The sequence below is a fragment of the Polynucleobacter sp. MWH-Braz-FAM2G genome (assembly GCF_018687635.1).
In the GTDB taxonomy this organism is placed as follows: domain Bacteria; phylum Pseudomonadota; class Gammaproteobacteria; order Burkholderiales; family Burkholderiaceae; genus Polynucleobacter.
The window spans coordinates 1,890,476-1,907,355 of sequence record NZ_CP061300.1 but is presented as its reverse complement, the minus strand read 5'-3'; the positions used below and the strand labels follow the sequence as shown (position 1 = coordinate 1,907,355).

General features: G+C 45.4%; 14 protein-coding genes. 4 read left to right on the top strand and 10 right to left on the bottom strand.

What is annotated here, in order from left to right; all coding sequences use genetic code 11:
• Positions 1 to 83 precede the first annotated feature (83 nt).
• Complete coding sequence (purB, locus tag FD973_RS09625; protein WP_215323267.1) at positions 84 to 1,463, top strand: adenylosuccinate lyase; 1,380 nt, start codon at positions 84 to 86, stop codon at positions 1,461 to 1,463.
• Positions 1,460 to 2,821 carry a 3-deoxy-D-manno-octulosonic acid transferase gene (locus FD973_RS09620; protein ID WP_251368769.1) on the top strand — a complete coding sequence of 454 codons (1,362 nt, stop codon included), beginning with the start codon at positions 1,460 to 1,462 and terminating at the stop codon, positions 2,819 to 2,821. The genes purB and FD973_RS09620 overlap by 4 nt, the downstream gene beginning before the upstream one ends.
• A 10-nt stretch (positions 2,822 to 2,831) precedes the next feature.
• On the opposite strand, the gene secF is transcribed toward FD973_RS09620, so the two are convergent.
• From secF to queA, 5 genes are all read right to left on the bottom strand, one after another.
• A complete protein-coding gene (secF, locus tag FD973_RS09615) occupies positions 2,832 to 3,806 on the bottom strand; it encodes a protein translocase subunit SecF (RefSeq protein WP_215323265.1) in 975 nt (324 codons plus the stop codon).
• A gap of 3 nt (positions 3,807 to 3,809) precedes the next feature.
• Entirely contained in the window at positions 3,810 to 5,669 is a 1,860-nt protein-coding gene (gene secD / locus FD973_RS09610) for a protein translocase subunit SecD (protein ID WP_215323263.1), read from the bottom strand.
• Between the two features lie 24 nt (positions 5,670 to 5,693).
• Entirely contained in the window at positions 5,694 to 6,020 is a 327-nt protein-coding gene (gene yajC / locus FD973_RS09605) for a preprotein translocase subunit YajC (RefSeq protein WP_215323261.1), read from the bottom strand.
• Between the two features lie 133 nt (positions 6,021 to 6,153).
• Positions 6,154 to 7,311: a tRNA guanosine(34) transglycosylase Tgt gene (tgt, locus tag FD973_RS09600; RefSeq protein ID WP_215323259.1), complete on the bottom strand. Its 1,158-nt coding sequence runs from the start codon at positions 7,309 to 7,311 to the stop codon at positions 6,154 to 6,156.
• On the bottom strand, positions 7,308 to 8,354 hold the full coding sequence (gene queA, locus FD973_RS09595) for a tRNA preQ1(34) S-adenosylmethionine ribosyltransferase-isomerase QueA (protein WP_215323257.1): 1,047 nt from the start codon (positions 8,352 to 8,354) through the stop codon (positions 7,308 to 7,310). Before queA ends, tgt begins: the two co-directional genes overlap by 4 nt.
• A gap of 30 nt (positions 8,355 to 8,384) precedes the next feature.
• On the opposite strand from queA, the gene recG reads away from it, so the two are divergent.
• Positions 8,385 to 10,472: an ATP-dependent DNA helicase RecG gene (recG, locus tag FD973_RS09590; RefSeq protein ID WP_215323255.1), complete on the top strand. Its 2,088-nt coding sequence runs from the start codon at positions 8,385 to 8,387 to the stop codon at positions 10,470 to 10,472.
• Between the two features lie 10 nt (positions 10,473 to 10,482).
• On the top strand, positions 10,483 to 11,346 hold the full coding sequence (gene ubiA, locus FD973_RS09585) for a 4-hydroxybenzoate octaprenyltransferase (protein WP_215323253.1): 864 nt from the start codon (positions 10,483 to 10,485) through the stop codon (positions 11,344 to 11,346).
• Here ubiA and proC read toward each other — a convergent pair.
• The 5 genes from proC to FD973_RS09560 are packed head-to-tail and all read right to left on the bottom strand — an operon-like array spanning position 11,343 to position 16,852.
• Positions 11,343 to 12,212: a pyrroline-5-carboxylate reductase gene (gene proC, locus FD973_RS09580; RefSeq protein ID WP_215323252.1), complete on the bottom strand. Its 870-nt coding sequence runs from the start codon at positions 12,210 to 12,212 to the stop codon at positions 11,343 to 11,345. The genes ubiA and proC overlap by 4 nt on opposite strands.
• Positions 12,209 to 12,934: a YggS family pyridoxal phosphate-dependent enzyme gene (locus FD973_RS09575; RefSeq protein ID WP_215323251.1), complete on the bottom strand. Its 726-nt coding sequence runs from the start codon at positions 12,932 to 12,934 to the stop codon at positions 12,209 to 12,211. The genes proC and FD973_RS09575 overlap by 4 nt, the downstream gene beginning before the upstream one ends.
• Positions 12,931 to 14,208, bottom strand: coding sequence for a glycolate oxidase subunit GlcF (gene glcF / locus FD973_RS09570; protein WP_215323249.1), 1,278 nt, complete (start codon positions 14,206 to 14,208; stop codon positions 12,931 to 12,933). The genes FD973_RS09575 and glcF overlap by 4 nt, the downstream gene beginning before the upstream one ends.
• 8 nt (positions 14,209 to 14,216) lie before the next feature.
• Positions 14,217 to 15,362: a glycolate oxidase subunit GlcE gene (glcE, locus tag FD973_RS09565; protein WP_215323247.1), complete on the bottom strand. Its 1,146-nt coding sequence runs from the start codon at positions 15,360 to 15,362 to the stop codon at positions 14,217 to 14,219.
• The gene (locus FD973_RS09560; RefSeq protein WP_215324780.1) at positions 15,362 to 16,852 is read right to left on the bottom strand and encodes an FAD-linked oxidase C-terminal domain-containing protein; all 1,491 of its coding nucleotides are present in this window, start codon (positions 16,850 to 16,852) and stop codon (positions 15,362 to 15,364) included. The genes glcE and FD973_RS09560 overlap by 1 nt, the downstream gene beginning before the upstream one ends.
• Positions 16,853 to 16,880: the final 28 nt, after the last annotated feature.

Sequence of the window (16,880 nt, the reverse complement as noted above, 5' to 3'; positions counted from 1 at the left end):
AGCTATCCTATTTGAGGTTTGCTGACCTGCGGAACGCATTAAAATTAGCCTTTATAGACATATTCAAAGTAAAGGCAATATTCGTGAGTCAGCCGCTTTCAACCCTCAATGCTCTTTCACCTCTAGATGGCCGTTACGCTGGAAAGCTGGATAGTTTGCGTCCTTGGCTTTCTGAGGCGGCTTTTATGCGTCAACGTGTTTTTGTGGAAATTCATTGGCTCTTAGCTTTGGCTGCCGCTGGCTTGCCTGATGTTCCAAAAATCAATGCGTCAGATGAAGCTTTTTTGCTCTCTCTTCCAGAAAATTTTTCTGATGCCGATGCACAGCGCATTAAAGATATCGAAGCTGTAACCAATCATGACGTAAAAGCGGTTGAATACTTTTTAAAAGAAAAAGTTGCAGGGCGTCCTGATTTATTAAAGGCGAGTGAGTTTATTCACTTCGCTTGTACCTCAGAGGACATCAATAATACTTCCCATGGTTTGATGTTGCGTGGCGCACGAGATGAAGTACTTTTGCCGCAACTTAGAAAAGTCTTATCTGCTCTAACTGATTTGGCTATTGAGCACGCCAAGGTTCCATTACTCTCTCGCACTCATGGTCAGCCTGCTTCGCCAAGTACGTTAGGAAAGGAAATTGCAAATATTGCTAAGCGTTTAGAGCGCGCCATTGACGCTATAGCTGCTGTGCCATTGCTTGGAAAAATGAACGGTGCTGTTGGAAACTACAACGCTCATCTATCGGCATATCCTGAGTTTGATTGGGAGAATTTCTCCAAGAATGTAGTGGAAAACAGACTAGGTCTCACCTTTAATCCGTACACAATTCAGATTGAGCCGCACGATGGCATGGCACAACTCTTTGATGCAATTGCTCGTGCCAATACGATACTTTTGGACATGGATCGTGATTTCTGGGCTTACATCTCTGTTGGATATTTTAAGCAGCGCACAAAAGCGGGTGAGATAGGTTCATCCACGATGCCACATAAAGTTAACCCAATTGACTTTGAGAATTCTGAAGGCAATTTAGGCGTTGCCAATGTATTGCTTCGTCATCTTGCCGAAAAATTACCTATCTCTCGTTGGCAGCGTGACCTCACTGATTCCACAGTTTTGCGTAACCTAGGCCCTGCATTTGGCCATAGTGTTTTGGCCTACGACAGCGCTTTGCGTGGACTAGGCAAGCTAGAGGTAAATTATGCTGCAATCGCTGCTGATCTAGATGCTTGCTGGGAAGTATTGGCCGAGCCAGTGCAAACCGTGATGCGTCGTTATGGCATAGAGAATCCTTATGAGCAACTTAAGGAATTAACTCGCGGTAAGGGCATCAATCAAGCCGATTTACAAACTTTTATTCGTGGTTTGAAGATTCCAGAGGATGCAAAAGCACGCTTACTGGAAATGACTCCATCTTCCTATTTGGGTAAGGCGGTCGAGTTGACCGAACGTCTTAAAAAGTGAGTTTGACCACCAATTCAGACTACGGGGCACGACCCCGAATCTGGTTTGCTATTTATCAGTTGTTATGGCATCTCTTATTGCCATTTGCCTTTGTGCGTTTAGCTTGGCGAGCTCGCCATGCCTTTTCTTATTTGCATCACATTCCAGAGCGTCTTGGTTTTGGGTATAGTCAGCCAATTAATAAGGGCTCTGTCTGGATTCATGCCGTATCGGTAGGAGAAACTCGCGCTGCTCAACCCTTAATTGAAGCCTATCTAGCTAGAGGCGAATCTATTTTGCTGACCCATATGACATTAAATGGGCGTCGCACAGGAAAGCAGTTATTTGCTAGGCAGATAGCCTCCGGTCAAATTCAACAGGTTTATTTGCCGTATGACATTTGCTGGGCTGTTGAGCATTTTCTCAAGACCTTTAGGCCAAAGTTCGGCCTTTTTATGGAGACGGAGGCGTGGCCAACTGTTGTCTTTCGTTGCAAAGAAATTAGATTGCCACTGTTCTTGGTAAATGCCCGTTTATCGGAGAGAAGTGCGCGTCGTATAAATAGATTTGGCAAGGCAGGACGATCATTATTTCAGGCTTTTGTGGGCATCTTGGCGCAAACAGAATTTGATGCACATCGTTACCGCAGTCTCGATGTTCAAAATGTCCAGATAGTAGGAAATCTAAAGTTTGATGTGCCACTTGATCCTGTGCTTGTGGAGCAGGGAAAAATTTGGCACCAAGAATTACATGCTAGTCAACGCTTAATGGTGTGCGCTGCCAGCACGCGTGACGGTGAAGAAGCAATCATACTCAAGGCCTGGAAAGACTTGTTATTAAGCAATGCTTTTCCAATCGTGCCTTTGTTATGTTTGGTGCCACGTCATCCAGAGCGTTTTCCAGAAGTGGCGGATCAGATTTTGAATGCTGGATTCAAGTTTCGCCGTCGCAGTGAGTGGACAGGCATTCCAAGTGAGTGCGCTGGATTAGATATTGTCTTGGGCGATTCCATGGGCGAGATGCCTATGTATTACAGCGCCTCCGATTTGGTGCTTATGGGCGGCAGTCTGTTGCCATTTGGAGGTCAAAACCTGATTGAGGCATGCGCAGCAGGTTGTCCTGTTTTGCTGGGTGAGCATACCTATAACTTTCAGCAGGCTACTTTAGATGCGATTGAAAGTGGCGCAGCAAAGCGAATTAAGGGTGAGTTGATCTTGACCCAACCTATTGCTTTAATGGAGTCCTTGAAAGAGTTGCTTACCAATGCGGACGAACTTGCAAGGATGAGTGCGGCCGCAAAAACTTATTCGGTAGAGCATCAAGGGGCAACTAAAAGAATCTTAGCTGCCCTTGAAAGCCAAAACTTTTCATTTAACTAGACGTTTCTAGTTAAACCCGAGCCCCATAATTAGGATCATCTTTGCGGGCGTCATCATCTGGTTTTCTCTCGCCCTTGACTAAATCTTCGCGTGTAACACCTAGCCACATGGCCAATGCGGCTGCTACGAAAACTGAAGAGTAAATACCAAACAAAATACCAATAGTCAGAGCTAGGGCGAAGTAGAAGAGTGTAGGGCCGCCGAAGATTAACATTGCTAAAACCATCATTTCAGTGCTTCCGTGAGTAATTACGGTTCTACTAATCGTGCTGGTGATGGCGTTGTCAATAATTTCGCGGGTATTCATCTTGCGATATTTACGGAAATTCTCGCGAATTCGGTCAAAGATAACTACGGATTCATTGACTGAGTAGCCAAGTACAGCAAGTACTGCCGCCAAAACGGAAAGTGAAAATTCCCATTGGAAGAAGGCAAAGAAGCCCAAAATGATGACCACATCATGCAAATTCGCAATAATGCCGGCAACCGCAAACTTCCACTCAAAGCGAAATGAGAGATATACAACGATGCCGATGATTACAAAGACCAGGGCTTTTAATCCATCGATAGCCAATTCTTGGCCAACTTGTGGACCTACAAACTCCACTCGCTGGAGCTTAGCTCCTGAGCTTGCAGGGTCTAACGCTTGCATCACTGCATTACTTTGATCGGCAGAAGAGATTAACTTTCCTTCAGCATCTTTTTGTAGCGGCAGGCGAATCATCACATCGCGTGAGCTACCAAAATTTTGAATCTGAGTATCTGCGTAACCTAACTTTTCAACCTTTTCTCGAATTGAGTCTAAAGGGGCAGTTTGTGGATAAGTCACTTCCATTACCGTGCCACCAGTAAATTCGATGGAGAGGTGTAGGCCGTTATGCCAAAGGAAGAAGACGGCGGCTAAAAAGGTAATAAAAGAGATCGCATTAAGCACCAAAGCATGGCGCATGAAAGGGATATCTTTTTTGATGCGAAAAAATTCCATGGCTTACTTCTCCTGAGGGCGCCAAACTTGGCCAATAGCGAGTTTTTGAATCTTCTTATGTCTGCCGTACCAAAGATTGACAAGGCCACGTGAGAAGAAGACGGCGGAGAACATTGAAGTCAAAATGCCCAAGCAGTGGACTACAGCGAAGCCTTTAATGGGACCAGAACCGAATGCTAAAAGTGCTAGACCTGCAATTAAAGTGGTTACGTTGGAGTCCAAAATTGTTGCCCACGCTTTATCAAAACCCACAGCAATCGCTGTTTGTGGAGATGCACCATTGCGCAGCTCTTCACGGATACGTTCGTTAATCAATACGTTCGAATCAATCGCCATACCCAGAGCTAATGCCATCGCTGCGATACCAGGTAATGTAAGGGTTGCTTGAAGCATTGAGAGAACAGAAATCAATAGCAATAAGTTGACCGCTAAAGCGACAACAGAAAATGTGCCGAATAACAAGTAGTAGGCCATCATGAAAATGGCAATCGCACTAAAGCCAATGAGAAGAGATTTAAAACCTTTCTCAATATTCTCGGCGCCAAGACTAGGTCCAATAGTGCGCTCTTCGATAATTTCCATCGGCGCAGCTAAAGAGCCCGCACGTAATAAGAGTGCTAGGTCATTTGCGCTCTCTGTAGTGGGTTGGCCAGTAATCTGGAACTTGGAACCGAATTCACTTTGAATGGTGGCGATGGTTAATACTTCACCTTTGCCTTTTTCAAATAGGATCATGCCCATCGGCTTGCCAATATTCTCCCGAGTCACTTCTTGCATGACGCGGCCGCCAGCAGCATCCAATGAAATATTGACGGCAGGGCGTTGATTCTGATCAAAGCCAGCACTGGCATCGGTAATGCGGTCACCACTAAAGATCACTGACTTTTTAAACACACCTAGACGGTTTTCACCAAAGCGGAATGTGTCCATTCCAGGAGGCGGCGTTTCACCGATAGCAATTGTTGAAACTAGAGGGTCTGCTAAACGAGCTTCAAGAGTAGCTGTGCGACCAATGATATCTTTGGCTCTTGCGGTGTCTTGAACGCCGGGTAATTGCACCACAATTCGCTCAGCACCTTGTTGTTGAATAACTGGTTCTTTGACAGCTAATTCATTTACACGCTTATTTAAGGTGATGATGTTTTGTTTAACTGCGTTATCTTGAATTTCTTTTAATGCAGCAGGCTTAAATTCACCAACAAGTTTTGGGGATAGGCCAGTTGGCTTTACTTGCCAAATTAACTCAGGTTGACTTGTCATTAAAACTGAACGTGCGGTATCCGCATCCGCAATGCTGCCAAAGTTGATGGAAATGAAATCAGCGCCGCGATCGATTCCTTGATGCCGAATATTCTTATCGCGTAATTGACTGCGAATATCTGTCGCTAAAGAGGTAACCTTTTTCTGGACCGCACCCTTCATGTCTACTTGTAGGAGGAAGTAAACACCTCCCCGCAAGTCAAGACCTAGCGGCATAGGAAGTGCGTTGATTGCATTTAGCCAGCCTGGTGTGTTCGATAGTAAATTTAATGCGACTGTGTAATTTGGGTCTGCTTGGTCAACGTTTAATTTTTGCTGCAAGAGATCACGTGCGCGCAATTGAATATCAGTATTGTTAAAGCGAACTTTGATAGAGCCAACATTGCCAGCTACTTCAAAGAAAATGCCCGTATTAGGGATATCCGCTTCAGTGAGAATCTTCTCTACGCGAGATTGCGTTGCCAAATCAACCTTAATGGTTGGTTTGGCAGACGATACCTGAACCGCTGGAGCCTCTCCATAAAAATTGGGTAGTGAATATAGTCCGCCGATCAGTAGGGCAACAGCGATGACTAGATATTTCCAGAGAGGGTAACGATTCATATTAATTACTTTTAAACAAACAAATTAAGCGGACTTCAGTGTGCCTTTTGGCAATACTGTGGAAACAGCACCTTTTTGTAATTGCACTTCAGTACCTGCAGAAATCTCAACGGTTACCACTTGGTCTTTGAGCGCAGTCACTTTACCCATAATGCCTCCAACAGTAACCACTTCATCACCAACAGCCAGTGAGTCCAACATTGCTTTGGTTTCCTTTTGACGCTTCATTTGTGGGCGAATCATGATGAAGTACAAAACAGCAAACATCAAAATTAATGGGAGGAAGCTCATCAAGCCACCGGAATCTGCGCCCGCTGCAGGAGCTTGGGCAAAAGCGTTACTAATCCACATACAAAACCTCCGTTAATTACCTATAAAAAACTGCTTTATTTTTCGACCTTGAAACCTGAGTCGTAACCCGCAATTCTAAACTGTGTGGGGCTTTGGAGGTGATTTGCCGAGGGTTTTGCCCTCCACGGGGCTATTAGTCCTGCCCAGGTTCGACGCCTCGCTGACGATTATTATGAAATTCCTCTCGATAAGCACTAAAACGGTCTTTTCCGAGGGCTTCACGTACTTCAGACATGAGTTGTAGGTAGTAGGACAGATTGTGGATGGTATTGAGCTGCGATCCGAGGATTTCATTCGCCTTTTGGAGGTGATTTAAGTAGGACCTAGTGAAGTTTTGGCAGGTATAGCAGCCGCAGGTAGGGTCTACTGGGCGATCATCATCCTTGTACCCAGAATTACGTAGTTTGAGGTCACCAAAGCGGGTAAAAAGCCAGCCATTGCGGGCATTGCGGGTAGGCATGACGCAATCAAACATATCGATACCTAAGCTCACTCCCAATATCAGATCCTCTGGAGTGCCTACCCCCATTAAATAGTGGGGCATGTGTTCTGGTAATTTTGGGGCGGTGAAATTCAAAATACGCTCAAATTCTGGTTTGGGCTCCCCAACAGAGAGCCCGCCAATAGCAATCCCATCAAAACCTTGCTGACTAACAGCATCCAAAGAAAATTCACGCAGGTTTTCAAACATGCCACCTTGAACAATGCCAAAGAGCCCGTTGCCCGTATTCAATTCACGGAAGCGTTTCAAGGATCGGTCACCCCAACGTAAAGACATCTCTAAAGAGGAGCGGGCAGTTTTTTCGGAAGTGGGTTGTCCCTTCATTTCGTAAGGGGTGCATTCATCAAACTGCATAGCAATATCACTATTGAGAACTGCCTGAATTTCCATGGAAACCTCTGGAGACATAAATAATTTGTCGCCATTGATAGGGGAGGCAAAAGTAACGCCCTCCTCAGAAATCTTACGTAATGCGCCCAGACTAAATACTTGAAAGCCCCCTGAGTCAGTCAGGATGGGTTTATCCCAGCCCATGAAACGATGTAGACCGCCATGTTTTTTAATGACGTCTAATCCAGGTCGCAGCCAAAGATGAAAAGTATTGCCTAGAATAATCTGTGCCTTAGCTTCATGAAGGTCGCGTGGCGTCATTGCTTTTACTGTGCCATATGTGCCAACTGGCATAAAGATCGGTGTTTGCACGCTTCCATGAGGGAGGTCAAGTTGGCCAAGACGGGCAGGACTTTGTGAGTCGCGTGCAAGGATATTAAAGTGAACTGGTTTAGTCATGGCTTTACATTCTCGAGTCGACAAAGAAACATCGCATCTCCATAACTGAAGAAACGGTACTTCTGTTGAATGGCGTGTTGATAAGCTGCGCGAATGTTTTCCATTCCTGCAAAAGCACTTACCAACATTAGTAGGGTAGATTTTGGCAGATGAAAGTTTGTTAGCAAACAATCTACCGTTTTAAATTGATAGCCTGGTGTGATGAAGAGATTAGTCTCGCCGCTACTTTTCCCGCTGGCTGCGTGGCTCTCTAGCGCCCGTAGGCTCGTCGTTCCTACTGCAATGACTCTCCCACCATTTTGTTTTGTAGTTTCAATTGCCCGCAAAGTTTCATTGGGAATGGAGAACCATTCATAGTGCATCTTATGTTTTGAGAGGTCTTCTTCGCGCACGGGTGTAAATGTACCCGCTCCGACATGTAGGGTGACTGTTGCTTGGTTCACCCCGAAATCTTGAATTTTTTTCAATATCGCTTCATCAAAATGAAGACCTGCTGTTGGGGCTGCAACTGCCCCTGGATTTTTAGCTACTACAGTTTGATAGCGTTGTGCGTCTTCATTATCAGGTTGGTGCTCAATATAGGGCGGTAGGGGTAGCTCGCCAAATCGCTCGAGTAGTGAAAGAACATCTTCAGGAAAGCGGACTTCATAAAAACGCCCGTCATAGCCGATCATCTCGACTGGAAAGGATTCGCCCATCTGATTGTGAATTTGAACAGTACTACCTATCTTTGGCACTTTTGAGGCTCTAATTTGAACCCAGGCTTGTTTTTCTCCGCTAATACGCTCGATGAGCATCTCAACGTTTCCGCCAGTCTTTTTTTTGCCGTGCAGTCGAGCTGGAATCACTTTTGTGTCATTAAAGATCAATAAGTCCCCAGGCTGAACTAGGCTAAGAATGTCCTTAAACTGTCTATCATGCAGTTCGACGCGATTTGACTCATCAGTCTTGACCTCTAAGAGGCGGCTGTCAGTTCTATTCGCCAATGGATATTGGGCGATTAGTTCGGGCGGGAGTTCGTAATTGAAGTCGGAGAGTTGCATAGCATTACCATCAGGTATTAGATTTTAACGATGACTACTAAACAAGCGCCAAGCACACTCCAAAAGATGGGTTTAGACAGCCCAATGGCCCTTGCTTTGCACTTGCCATCGCGCTATGAGGATGAAACTGAGTTACTGACTATTGAAGAGGCTATTCTTCATGGGAGATTTAACCCAGCCCAGACACAAGGGGTGGTCATACGCAATCAAGTCTTATTTCGGCCTAGAAGACAGATGGTGGTCACGATTGAAGATGAAACCGAAACCTTAAATCTACGTTTTCTTAATTTTTATCCTAGCCAGCAAAAGCAAATGGCAGTAGGCGTGAACATTCGGGTGCGCGGAGAGGTGCGTGAGGGTTTTCAGGGTCCAGAAATGGTTCACCCTAGCGTAAGGGCTGTTGCTCCAGATGCTCCTTTGCCAACTAGTTTGACTCCGGTCTACCCAGCTAGCGTTGGAGTTTCGCAATCCATTATTCGTAAAGCAGTTAACCAGGCTTTACGTGAACCTAGTTTGAGTGAAAGTTTGGCAGAGTTCCTGCCAAAAAAACTCATGGCAGAGTTATTGCCTGGTAATGAATGGCCTACTCTGCAATCAGCGATCACTTATTTGCATCAGCCGCCTGCAGATGCAAATACCCAATTATTGCTAGAGCGTACTCATCCTGCATGGCGTCGAGTTCAGTTTGAAGAGCTTCTTGCTCAGCAAATTTCTTTAAAACGCGCTCATGCTATTCGTCGTGAGCGACATGCGCCTTGTTTTTCAAAAATCCAAGACGAAGTACGGAATAAAGCTGCCAAGCAAAGTATTGAAGAGGGTTTGCTAAAAGCATTACCTTTTAAATTAACGAACGCACAAGAGCGTGTTTGGTTAGAAATTAGCAATGACCTTTCCAAATCCTTTCCAATGAATCGATTGCTTCAGGGAGATGTTGGGAGTGGTAAGACTGTGGTGGCTGCCTTGGCTACCGCCCGTGCAATAGATCATGGCTATCAAGCTGCCATCATGGCGCCAACTGAGATTTTGGCTGAACAACATTATCTCAAAATGAAAGAATGGTTTGAGCCTCTAGGAGTTCAGATTGCTTGGTTATCAGGAAGCTTAAAAGTAAAAGAGAAAAGATTGGCGCAAGAAGCAATTGAGAGTGGGCAAGCGCAACTGATTATTGGTACGCATGCCTTAATACAAGAAAGTGTTAGATTCGCAAACTTAGGTTTAGCTGTGATTGATGAGCAACATCGGTTTGGCGTGAGGCAACGGTTAGAGATTCAGCAACGTGTTGGATCTGAATTGTTTTACTGCCATCAGTTAATGATGTCAGCTACTCCAATACCTCGTACTTTGGCGATGACTTACTACGCCGATTTGGATGTTTCCGTTATCGATGAGCTGCCTCCTGGTCGCAAACCGATTGCCACTAAGGTGGTTAAGGCTACGCGTCGTGATGAAGTCATTAAAGGATTGCAAAGCTGGTTATCCAAAGGCTTACAAGCGTATTGGGTTTGTCCACTAATCGAAGAGTCTGAAGCCTTGCAATTACAAACAGCAGTAGAAAGCTTTGAACAGCTTACGCAAGCGTTACCAAATTTCAACGTTGGCTTGGTGCATGGAAGATTAAAGGCGGAAGAAAAAGCGGCAGTTATGTCCGCTTTCAAGGCAAATGAAATTCAGCTCCTCGTAGCCACTACAGTAATAGAGGTGGGGGTTGATGTCCCGAATGCTGCTTTGATGGTAATTGAGCATGCTGAGCGTTTTGGTTATGCTCAGATTCATCAATTACGTGGTCGTGTAGGGAGAGGTTCGGCAGATTCAGTCTGTATTTTGATGTATGCAGAACCACTATCGATGGCCGCAAAAGAACGACTCCAAACCTTACGTGAAACTTCCGATGGGTTTGTGATTGCTGAGCGTGACTTAACTCTACGTGGTCCTGGTGAACTCCTTGGGGCCAAACAATCGGGTGATGCTATGTTGCGTTTTGTTGATTTACAACGAGATGCATGGTTAATTGAGCTTGCTCAAAAGGCAGCCGAGCGATTACTTGCCGAACATGCTGAGCTTGTAGAGCGCCATTTAGAGCGCTGGCTTGGATCTCGCGCGGAATTTTTAAAGGCTTGATAATTACCCCATGAATTTAAAAGAACGATTTATTTCTTACGGGTATTTAATTAGGCTAGATAAGCCTATTGGAACGCTCTTATTGTTATGGCCAACACTTTGGGCTCTCTGGCTCGCTAGTAGTGGTATGCCAGATTTATCTATTCTGGCGATATTTGTAGTAGGTACGTTTTTAATGCGCAGTGCGGGTTGCGCAATCAATGACTATGCTGATCGTGACTTTGATCGCTATGTCAAAAGAACAGAGGGTCGCCCTGTAACCAGTGGAAAAATCTCAGGCAAAGAAGCCATAGCAGTTGCTAGTTTTTTAGCCTTTCTTGCATTTTTGCTGATTCAACCCTTGAATATATTTACAAAGCAACTATCAGTTCTTGCGTTGTTAGTAGCCTTTATTTATCCCTTTACCAAACGTTTTTTTGCTATGCCTCAGGCTGTCTTAGGTATTGCCTTTGGATTTGGGATACCGATGGCATACGCCGCTATTTTGGATTTCATACCCTTAGAGGCTTGGATTTTATTTATTGGAAATATTTTTTGGGCAATTGCATATGACACAGCTTATGCAATGGTAGATCGTGATGATGATTTGCGTTTAGGGCTACGCACATCAGCGATTACATTTGGAAATAACGATGTCATCGCTATAGCGATTTGCTATGGAATGCTATTTTTGAGTCAGTTATGCGTCGCTCAATTGGCGGGTTTAAGTAATTATTATTTATTAGGTTGGTTTCCAGCGTTGGCTTGCGCTATCTATCACCTGAAGTTGGTATCAACGCGCAATCGAGAGGATTGCTTTAAGGCATTCCGTCACAACAATTGGTTGGGTGGATTTTTATTTATTGGAATTGTATTGGGGATGGCTATTAGCTAGCTTTTACCCAGTTCATCACCCATAGTCTTGCCACGTTGACTAGCAGCATCAATTGCTTTTTCTAAAATCTCATGCCAGCCATGTTGTTTCATCACATCAAGTGCAGCAGCAGTGGTGCCACCTTTGGAGGTTACTCTTTCGCGTAATACACCAGCATGCTCATCGGAATTATGGGCAAGTTGCGTAGCCCCCTCAAGCGTTGCATAAGCCAGTTTGCGAGCAGTATGAGCATCTAAACCAAGCTTAACGCCAGCTGATTGCATTGCTTCTAAAAATGCAAAAACATAAGCAGGACCACTGCCTGAAACAGCTGTGACCGCATCCATCAGTTTTTCTTCTGCAACCCAAACTGCTTGGCCAACTGCATTACAAATGGTTTCTGCTAGAGCGCGGTCAGACTGATCTACGGCAGCATCCGCAAATAGACCAGTAATTCCTTTGCCAATTAATGCTGGCGTATTTGGCATGGCGCGAACGCAACGTGTGTGATCAAGCCAACGACTCATATCCTTCAATCGAATTCCGGCTGCTATGCTCAAAATTAATGGACCTGGAGCGCTTGCATGCTTTAGTTTGGCGGCTAGTCCTTTAGCAACAACATTAAAGTCTTGAGGCTTGATTGCCATCACAACTACATTATTTTTTGAGAAGTCAAAAGCAATTTGCTCTAGTGCGCCAATACCTTGTACACCAAAATCTTCATATAGCTTTAAGGCGGTTGTTGCGTTAGCTTCTACAACGGAGATTTGGTTGGGTTCAAATCCACTGGTAAGTAGACCGCTAATGAGGGCGCGCCCCATATTGCCGCCACCAATGAAAGTAATATGTGCGTTGCTATTAATTTGGGTAATTTTGTTTGTGCTCATTTGTTAATCTTATCCCGCTTCCCGAAAATGGCTGTGCCTACTCGAACCATAGTACTGCCTTCCTGAATGGCAGCTTCTAGGTCATCTGACATTCCCATTGAAAGCGTGTCAAAAAATTGATATCCCAGCTCTGTGGAGTGGGCTACTTGTATCCGTTTAAAACAATCCCGTACGACTGCAAATGCCTGGCGTTGCTGATGGATGTCCGAGGTAGGTGCTGGAATGGCCATTAAACCTCTGAGAACCAAATTGGGCAAAGAGGTAATTTGGTTGCATAGGGCTTCAACTTCCTCCAAAGAGACGCCACTTTTACTATCTTCTTCGCTCACATTAAGTTGAACGCATACTTGCAGAGGTGGTAAATCGGGAAACTCGCCGCGTTGCATGGATAGGCGCTCAGCAATTTTAAGGCGATCCACGCTATGAACCCAATCGAAATGTTGCGCAACCTCTCTTGTTTTATTGCTTTGCAATGGACCAATGAAATGCCATATAAGCCAAGGACGTAGTTTGGCAAGCTTTTCAATTTTTTCTACGGCCTCTTGAACATAGTTTTCGCCAAATGCAGATTGGCCAGCATGCATAGCTTCTTCTACAGCAGATGCAGGAGAGGTTTTGCTAACAGCTAATAGTTCGATTTCTTCGGGCTCTCGATTTGCTGCCAAGGCAGCAAGTTCGATACGCTCTCTGACTTGCAGCAAATTAACTACGATGGAATTCATGAGGCCTTGACTGAGTTGCTGATTAGCTGATCTACTATTTCTATCCAATGAACCACTGGAGTTTTTTCTTGCTGTAAATGCGTAATGCAACCGATATTTCCAGAAACAATCACTTCGGCACCTGATTCTTCGCACGCAGCATGAAGATGAGCTAGCTTATTGTTACGAAGTTGTTCGGATAGTTCTGGTTGGGTGACAGAGTAGGTTCCGGCGGATCCACAGCAAAGATGACTATCCGAACACAGACGTACACCAATGCCAATACTGGAGAGCACCGCCTCGACTTTGCCACGGATTTGTTGTCCATGCTGTAAAGTGCAAGGTGGGTGATACACCACACCTGGTTTAGGGTCTGTACCTACAAGTTGCATAAGCTCGTTTTGCAATGAAGGCAGAATTTCTGAGATATCTTTGGTTAAGTCAGAGATCTTCTTAGCTTTTGCCGCATATACAGGATCGTTTGCAAACAGATGGCCATAATCCTTCACCATCACACCGCAACCAGATGCCGTTATCACAATCGCTTCAATCCCATTTTCAACCAAAGGCCACCAAGCATCAATATTCTGCTTCGCATCAATCAAGCCTCCCGCTTGATCATTCAAGTGATAACGCAGGGCTCCGCAACATGTTGCACTAGGAGCGCTAATTAACTGAATCTTTAATGCATTGAGCACACGAGCCGTTGCAGAGTTGATGTTAGGCAACATGCCAGGCTGCACGCAGCCTTCTAATAAAACCATCTTGCGTTGATGCGTAGTTATTGGCCTTGCATACGGATCAGTAGATTTTGCTAGAGCTTTATTTAGTGTCAGAGGAATCTTCCTCTGGATGCCCTTAGGCATCAAGGGGCGCACCAAGCGACCCAATGTCATCGCTGAATTAAATAAAGCGGGTTTGGTTAAGCCTTCTTTTAACGCCCAGCGAGTAAGTCTTTGAGCAAGCGGACGCTCAGGTGTATTTTCTTCTGCCCATTTACGGCCGATATCGATTAGGTTCCCGTATTGCACTCCACTAGGGCAAGTGCTTTCACAATTACGACAAGTTAAGCAGCGATCTAAATGAAGGCGAGTCTTTTCGGTAGGTGCTTGGCCTTCAGCAATTTGTTTAATAAGATAAATACGCCCACGAGGACCATCTAATTCATCGCCGAGTAACTGATAGGTTGGACAGGTAGCAGTACAAAAGCCACAGTGAACACATTTACCCAGAATGCGGGCTGCCTCGATACCTTCCGGCGTGTTGGCAAATTGAGGGGCGAGTTGAGTTTGCATATGAATACTTATGGAAGGCGTTTAGTGGCAAATACACCAGCAGGATCAAAAGCGGACCTCAAACGTTCTTGCACCGCTTCAAGTGCTTTGGAATGGGTTTGCTCGGAGAGTAATGTAAAACGCTGAAAAGAAGGGTCTACATTAGCGCCCTGTCTAAAGCGAGTGGCATGTCCGCCATGAGTATTGGCAAGTGCCTTAAGACTTGTAAAAGTAGCTTCATCGCCAGGCGCTTTGATCCAGCGTTGCTGGCCATGCCATTCCAAAACGATTTCATCGTCAGCGTCAGAAATTGAAATTGGTCCGCAAGCCGCAGGAAGCGCTAGGCGATATAGGGTTTGATCGGCGCTGAGATTTGTAAATGAGGATAGTTTTTGCTCGCGCAAATCATTCCAGAAGTTTTCAGCAATCTCGTCATTTACTTCAATGGCCATTGCCAACGAGCTCATCAGTGGAATAGCGGCTTTCACAGCCGCAACCGCACCTGCAAGTCGAATCGTGAGCTCACCATCACCGCCTTTGGTTGAACCAATCCAGCAACTTGCTGAGAGTGGAAGTGGTTGACCCGCCCACTCATTGAGAATCTTTAGAGCTTTCTCTTGAGAGATTTGGCAACGCAAGGTCGCTGTTGCGGCAGGCTTAGGTAAAACTTTGACTGAAGCTTCTAATAAAAGCGCAAGAGTTCCCAAAGAGCCAGGCAACAAACGAGAAACGTCATACCCAGCTACATTCTTCATAACCTTGCCGCCAAAAGAAAGGTCTTGACCCTTTCCATCAAGGATACGGGCGCCTAGTACAAAGTCACGAAAATTACCAACTGTAATGCGGCCAGGTCCAGCTAAGCCAGCGGCAATTGCGCCACCAAAAGTTGCGTTATCACCAAAATAAGGTGGCTCAAAAGCGAGCACCTGATTTTTTTCTTTGAGGGCCGCTGTTATTTCTTTTAGTGGTGTGCCAGCACAAGCAGTGATAACTAGTTCTTCTGGTTGGTATTCCAAAATACCAGCATAAGGACGTGTATCTAGCTTGGCGTAGTTATTTGCATTTCCGTACCAAGATTTTGTGCCGCCACCTTCAATTGAAAGAGATATCTTATTGTTGGCGGCATTCAGAATTTGTTCGCGAAATACATTAATTTGTGCATTGGAGTGACTCATTAGAAGCGCTCCAATTCTGGGTGAGGCAGCTGACCGCCACTAATGCGCATGCGGCCATATTCTGCACAGCGGTTTAAGGTGGGGATGGCCTTGTCTGGGTTGAGGAGTTTTTCTGGATCAAAGGCGCTTTTCACACCCCAAAATGATTCACGTTCGCCCTCGCCAAATTGCACACACATCGAATTAATTTTTTCAATACCGACACCATGCTCACCAGTGATGGTGCCGCCGAGTTCAACACAGGCCTCTAAAATTTCAGTACCAAAGTCTTCGGCGCGGTGCCATTCCTCTTGATCCGCTCCATTAAACAATATCAGGGGATGCATATTGCCATCACCTGCATGAAAGACGTTTAAGCAACCAAGGCCATACTTTGCCTCCATACCTTGTATGCGCTTGAGAAGGGTGGCTATATGGCGACGAGGAATAGTGCCATCCATACAATAGTAATCAGGCGCTAAACGACCTGCAGCCGGGAAAGCATTTTTACGACCACTCCAAAACTTTAAGCGCTCACTTTCATCCTTGGAAATTTGAATACCACTTGCACCTGCTTCTTCGAGCACCTTAGTCATGCGTTCAATTTCTTCTGCCACCTCTTCGGGCGTGCCATCTGATTCACAGAGCAGAATTGCTTCAGCATTTAAGTCATAGCCAGCATGTACAAACTCTTCAACTGCACGAGTGGTGGCTTTATCCATCATCTCTAGCCCAGCAGGTATGATGCCAGCAGCAATAATGGCAGCAACTGCGTTACCACCTTTTTCGATGTCATCAAAGCTAGCCATAATGACACGCGCCAACTTTGGTTTAGCTACCAATTTGACTGTAACTTCTGTCACCACAGCAAGCATTCCCTCGCTGCCCATCATGATGGCTAATAAATCTAGACCGGGGGCGTCAGGTGCTAAGCCGCCAAATTCAACGATCTCGCCATTCATGAGTATTCCTCGAACTCGCAGAACGTTATGAAGAGTGAGGCCATACTTTAGACAATGAACGCCACCCGAGTTTTCATTGACGTTGCCACCAATAGAGCAAGCAATTTGTGATGAGGGGTCTGGTGCGTAATACAAGCCAAGATGCGCAACCGCTTCAGAAATGGCCAAATTGCGTACACCAGGCTGAACTACAGCAGTTCGAGTAAATGGATCAATACTTAGAATTTTCTTGAGTTTGGCTAAAGACAATACCAATCCTTGAGAGAGGGGCATGGCGCCACCAGAGAGACCAGTACCTGATCCACGAGGAACTACGGGGATTTTCATCTCGTAGCAAATTTTCAGAATCTTCGCGACTTGTTCCTCTGTCTCGGGGAGGGCTACGGCTAAAGGCATCCGCCTGTAGGCGGCTAAACCATCACATTCATAAGGAATAGTGTCTTCCGGTTCCCACAAAAGGGCATATTCCGGCAGGATTGGGCGCAGGGCCGAAACCAATTTGGATTGTAGGGCGCTAATAGCGGCTATATCGGGGGGTGGGGTCACCATATTCATAAGATTCATTTTAGCCATTTAC

What these genes read in the sequence shown, in the direction of transcription:
- secF (WP_215323265.1), bottom strand. Translation starts at nt 3,806, where the DNA reads ATGGAATTTTTTCGCATCAAAAAAGATATCCCTTTCATGCGCCATGCT.
- secD (WP_215323263.1), bottom strand. Translation starts at nt 5,669, where the DNA reads ATGAATCGTTACCCTCTCTGGAAATATCTAGTCATCGCTGTTGCCCTA.
- yajC (WP_215323261.1), bottom strand. Translation starts at nt 6,020, where the DNA reads ATGTGGATTAGTAACGCTTTTGCCCAAGCTCCTGCAGCGGGCGCAGAT.
- tgt (WP_215323259.1), bottom strand. Translation starts at nt 7,311, where the DNA reads ATGACTAAACCAGTTCACTTTAATATCCTTGCACGCGACTCACAAAGT.
- queA (WP_215323257.1), bottom strand. Translation starts at nt 8,354, where the DNA reads ATGCAACTCTCCGACTTCAATTACGAACTCCCGCCCGAACTAATCGCC.
- recG (WP_215323255.1), top strand. Translation starts at nt 8,385, where the DNA reads ATGACTACTAAACAAGCGCCAAGCACACTCCAAAAGATGGGTTTAGAC.
- ubiA (WP_215323253.1), top strand. Translation starts at nt 10,483, where the DNA reads ATGAATTTAAAAGAACGATTTATTTCTTACGGGTATTTAATTAGGCTA.
- proC (WP_215323252.1), bottom strand. Translation starts at nt 12,212, where the DNA reads ATGAGCACAAACAAAATTACCCAAATTAATAGCAACGCACATATTACT.
- FD973_RS09575 (WP_215323251.1), bottom strand. Translation starts at nt 12,934, where the DNA reads ATGAATTCCATCGTAGTTAATTTGCTGCAAGTCAGAGAGCGTATCGAA.
- glcF (WP_215323249.1), bottom strand. Translation starts at nt 14,208, where the DNA reads ATGCAAACTCAACTCGCCCCTCAATTTGCCAACACGCCGGAAGGTATC.
- glcE (WP_215323247.1), bottom strand. Translation starts at nt 15,362, where the DNA reads ATGAGTCACTCCAATGCACAAATTAATGTATTTCGCGAACAAATTCTG.
- FD973_RS09560 (WP_215324780.1), bottom strand. Translation starts at nt 16,852, where the DNA reads ATGGTGACCCCACCCCCCGATATAGCCGCTATTAGCGCCCTACAATCC.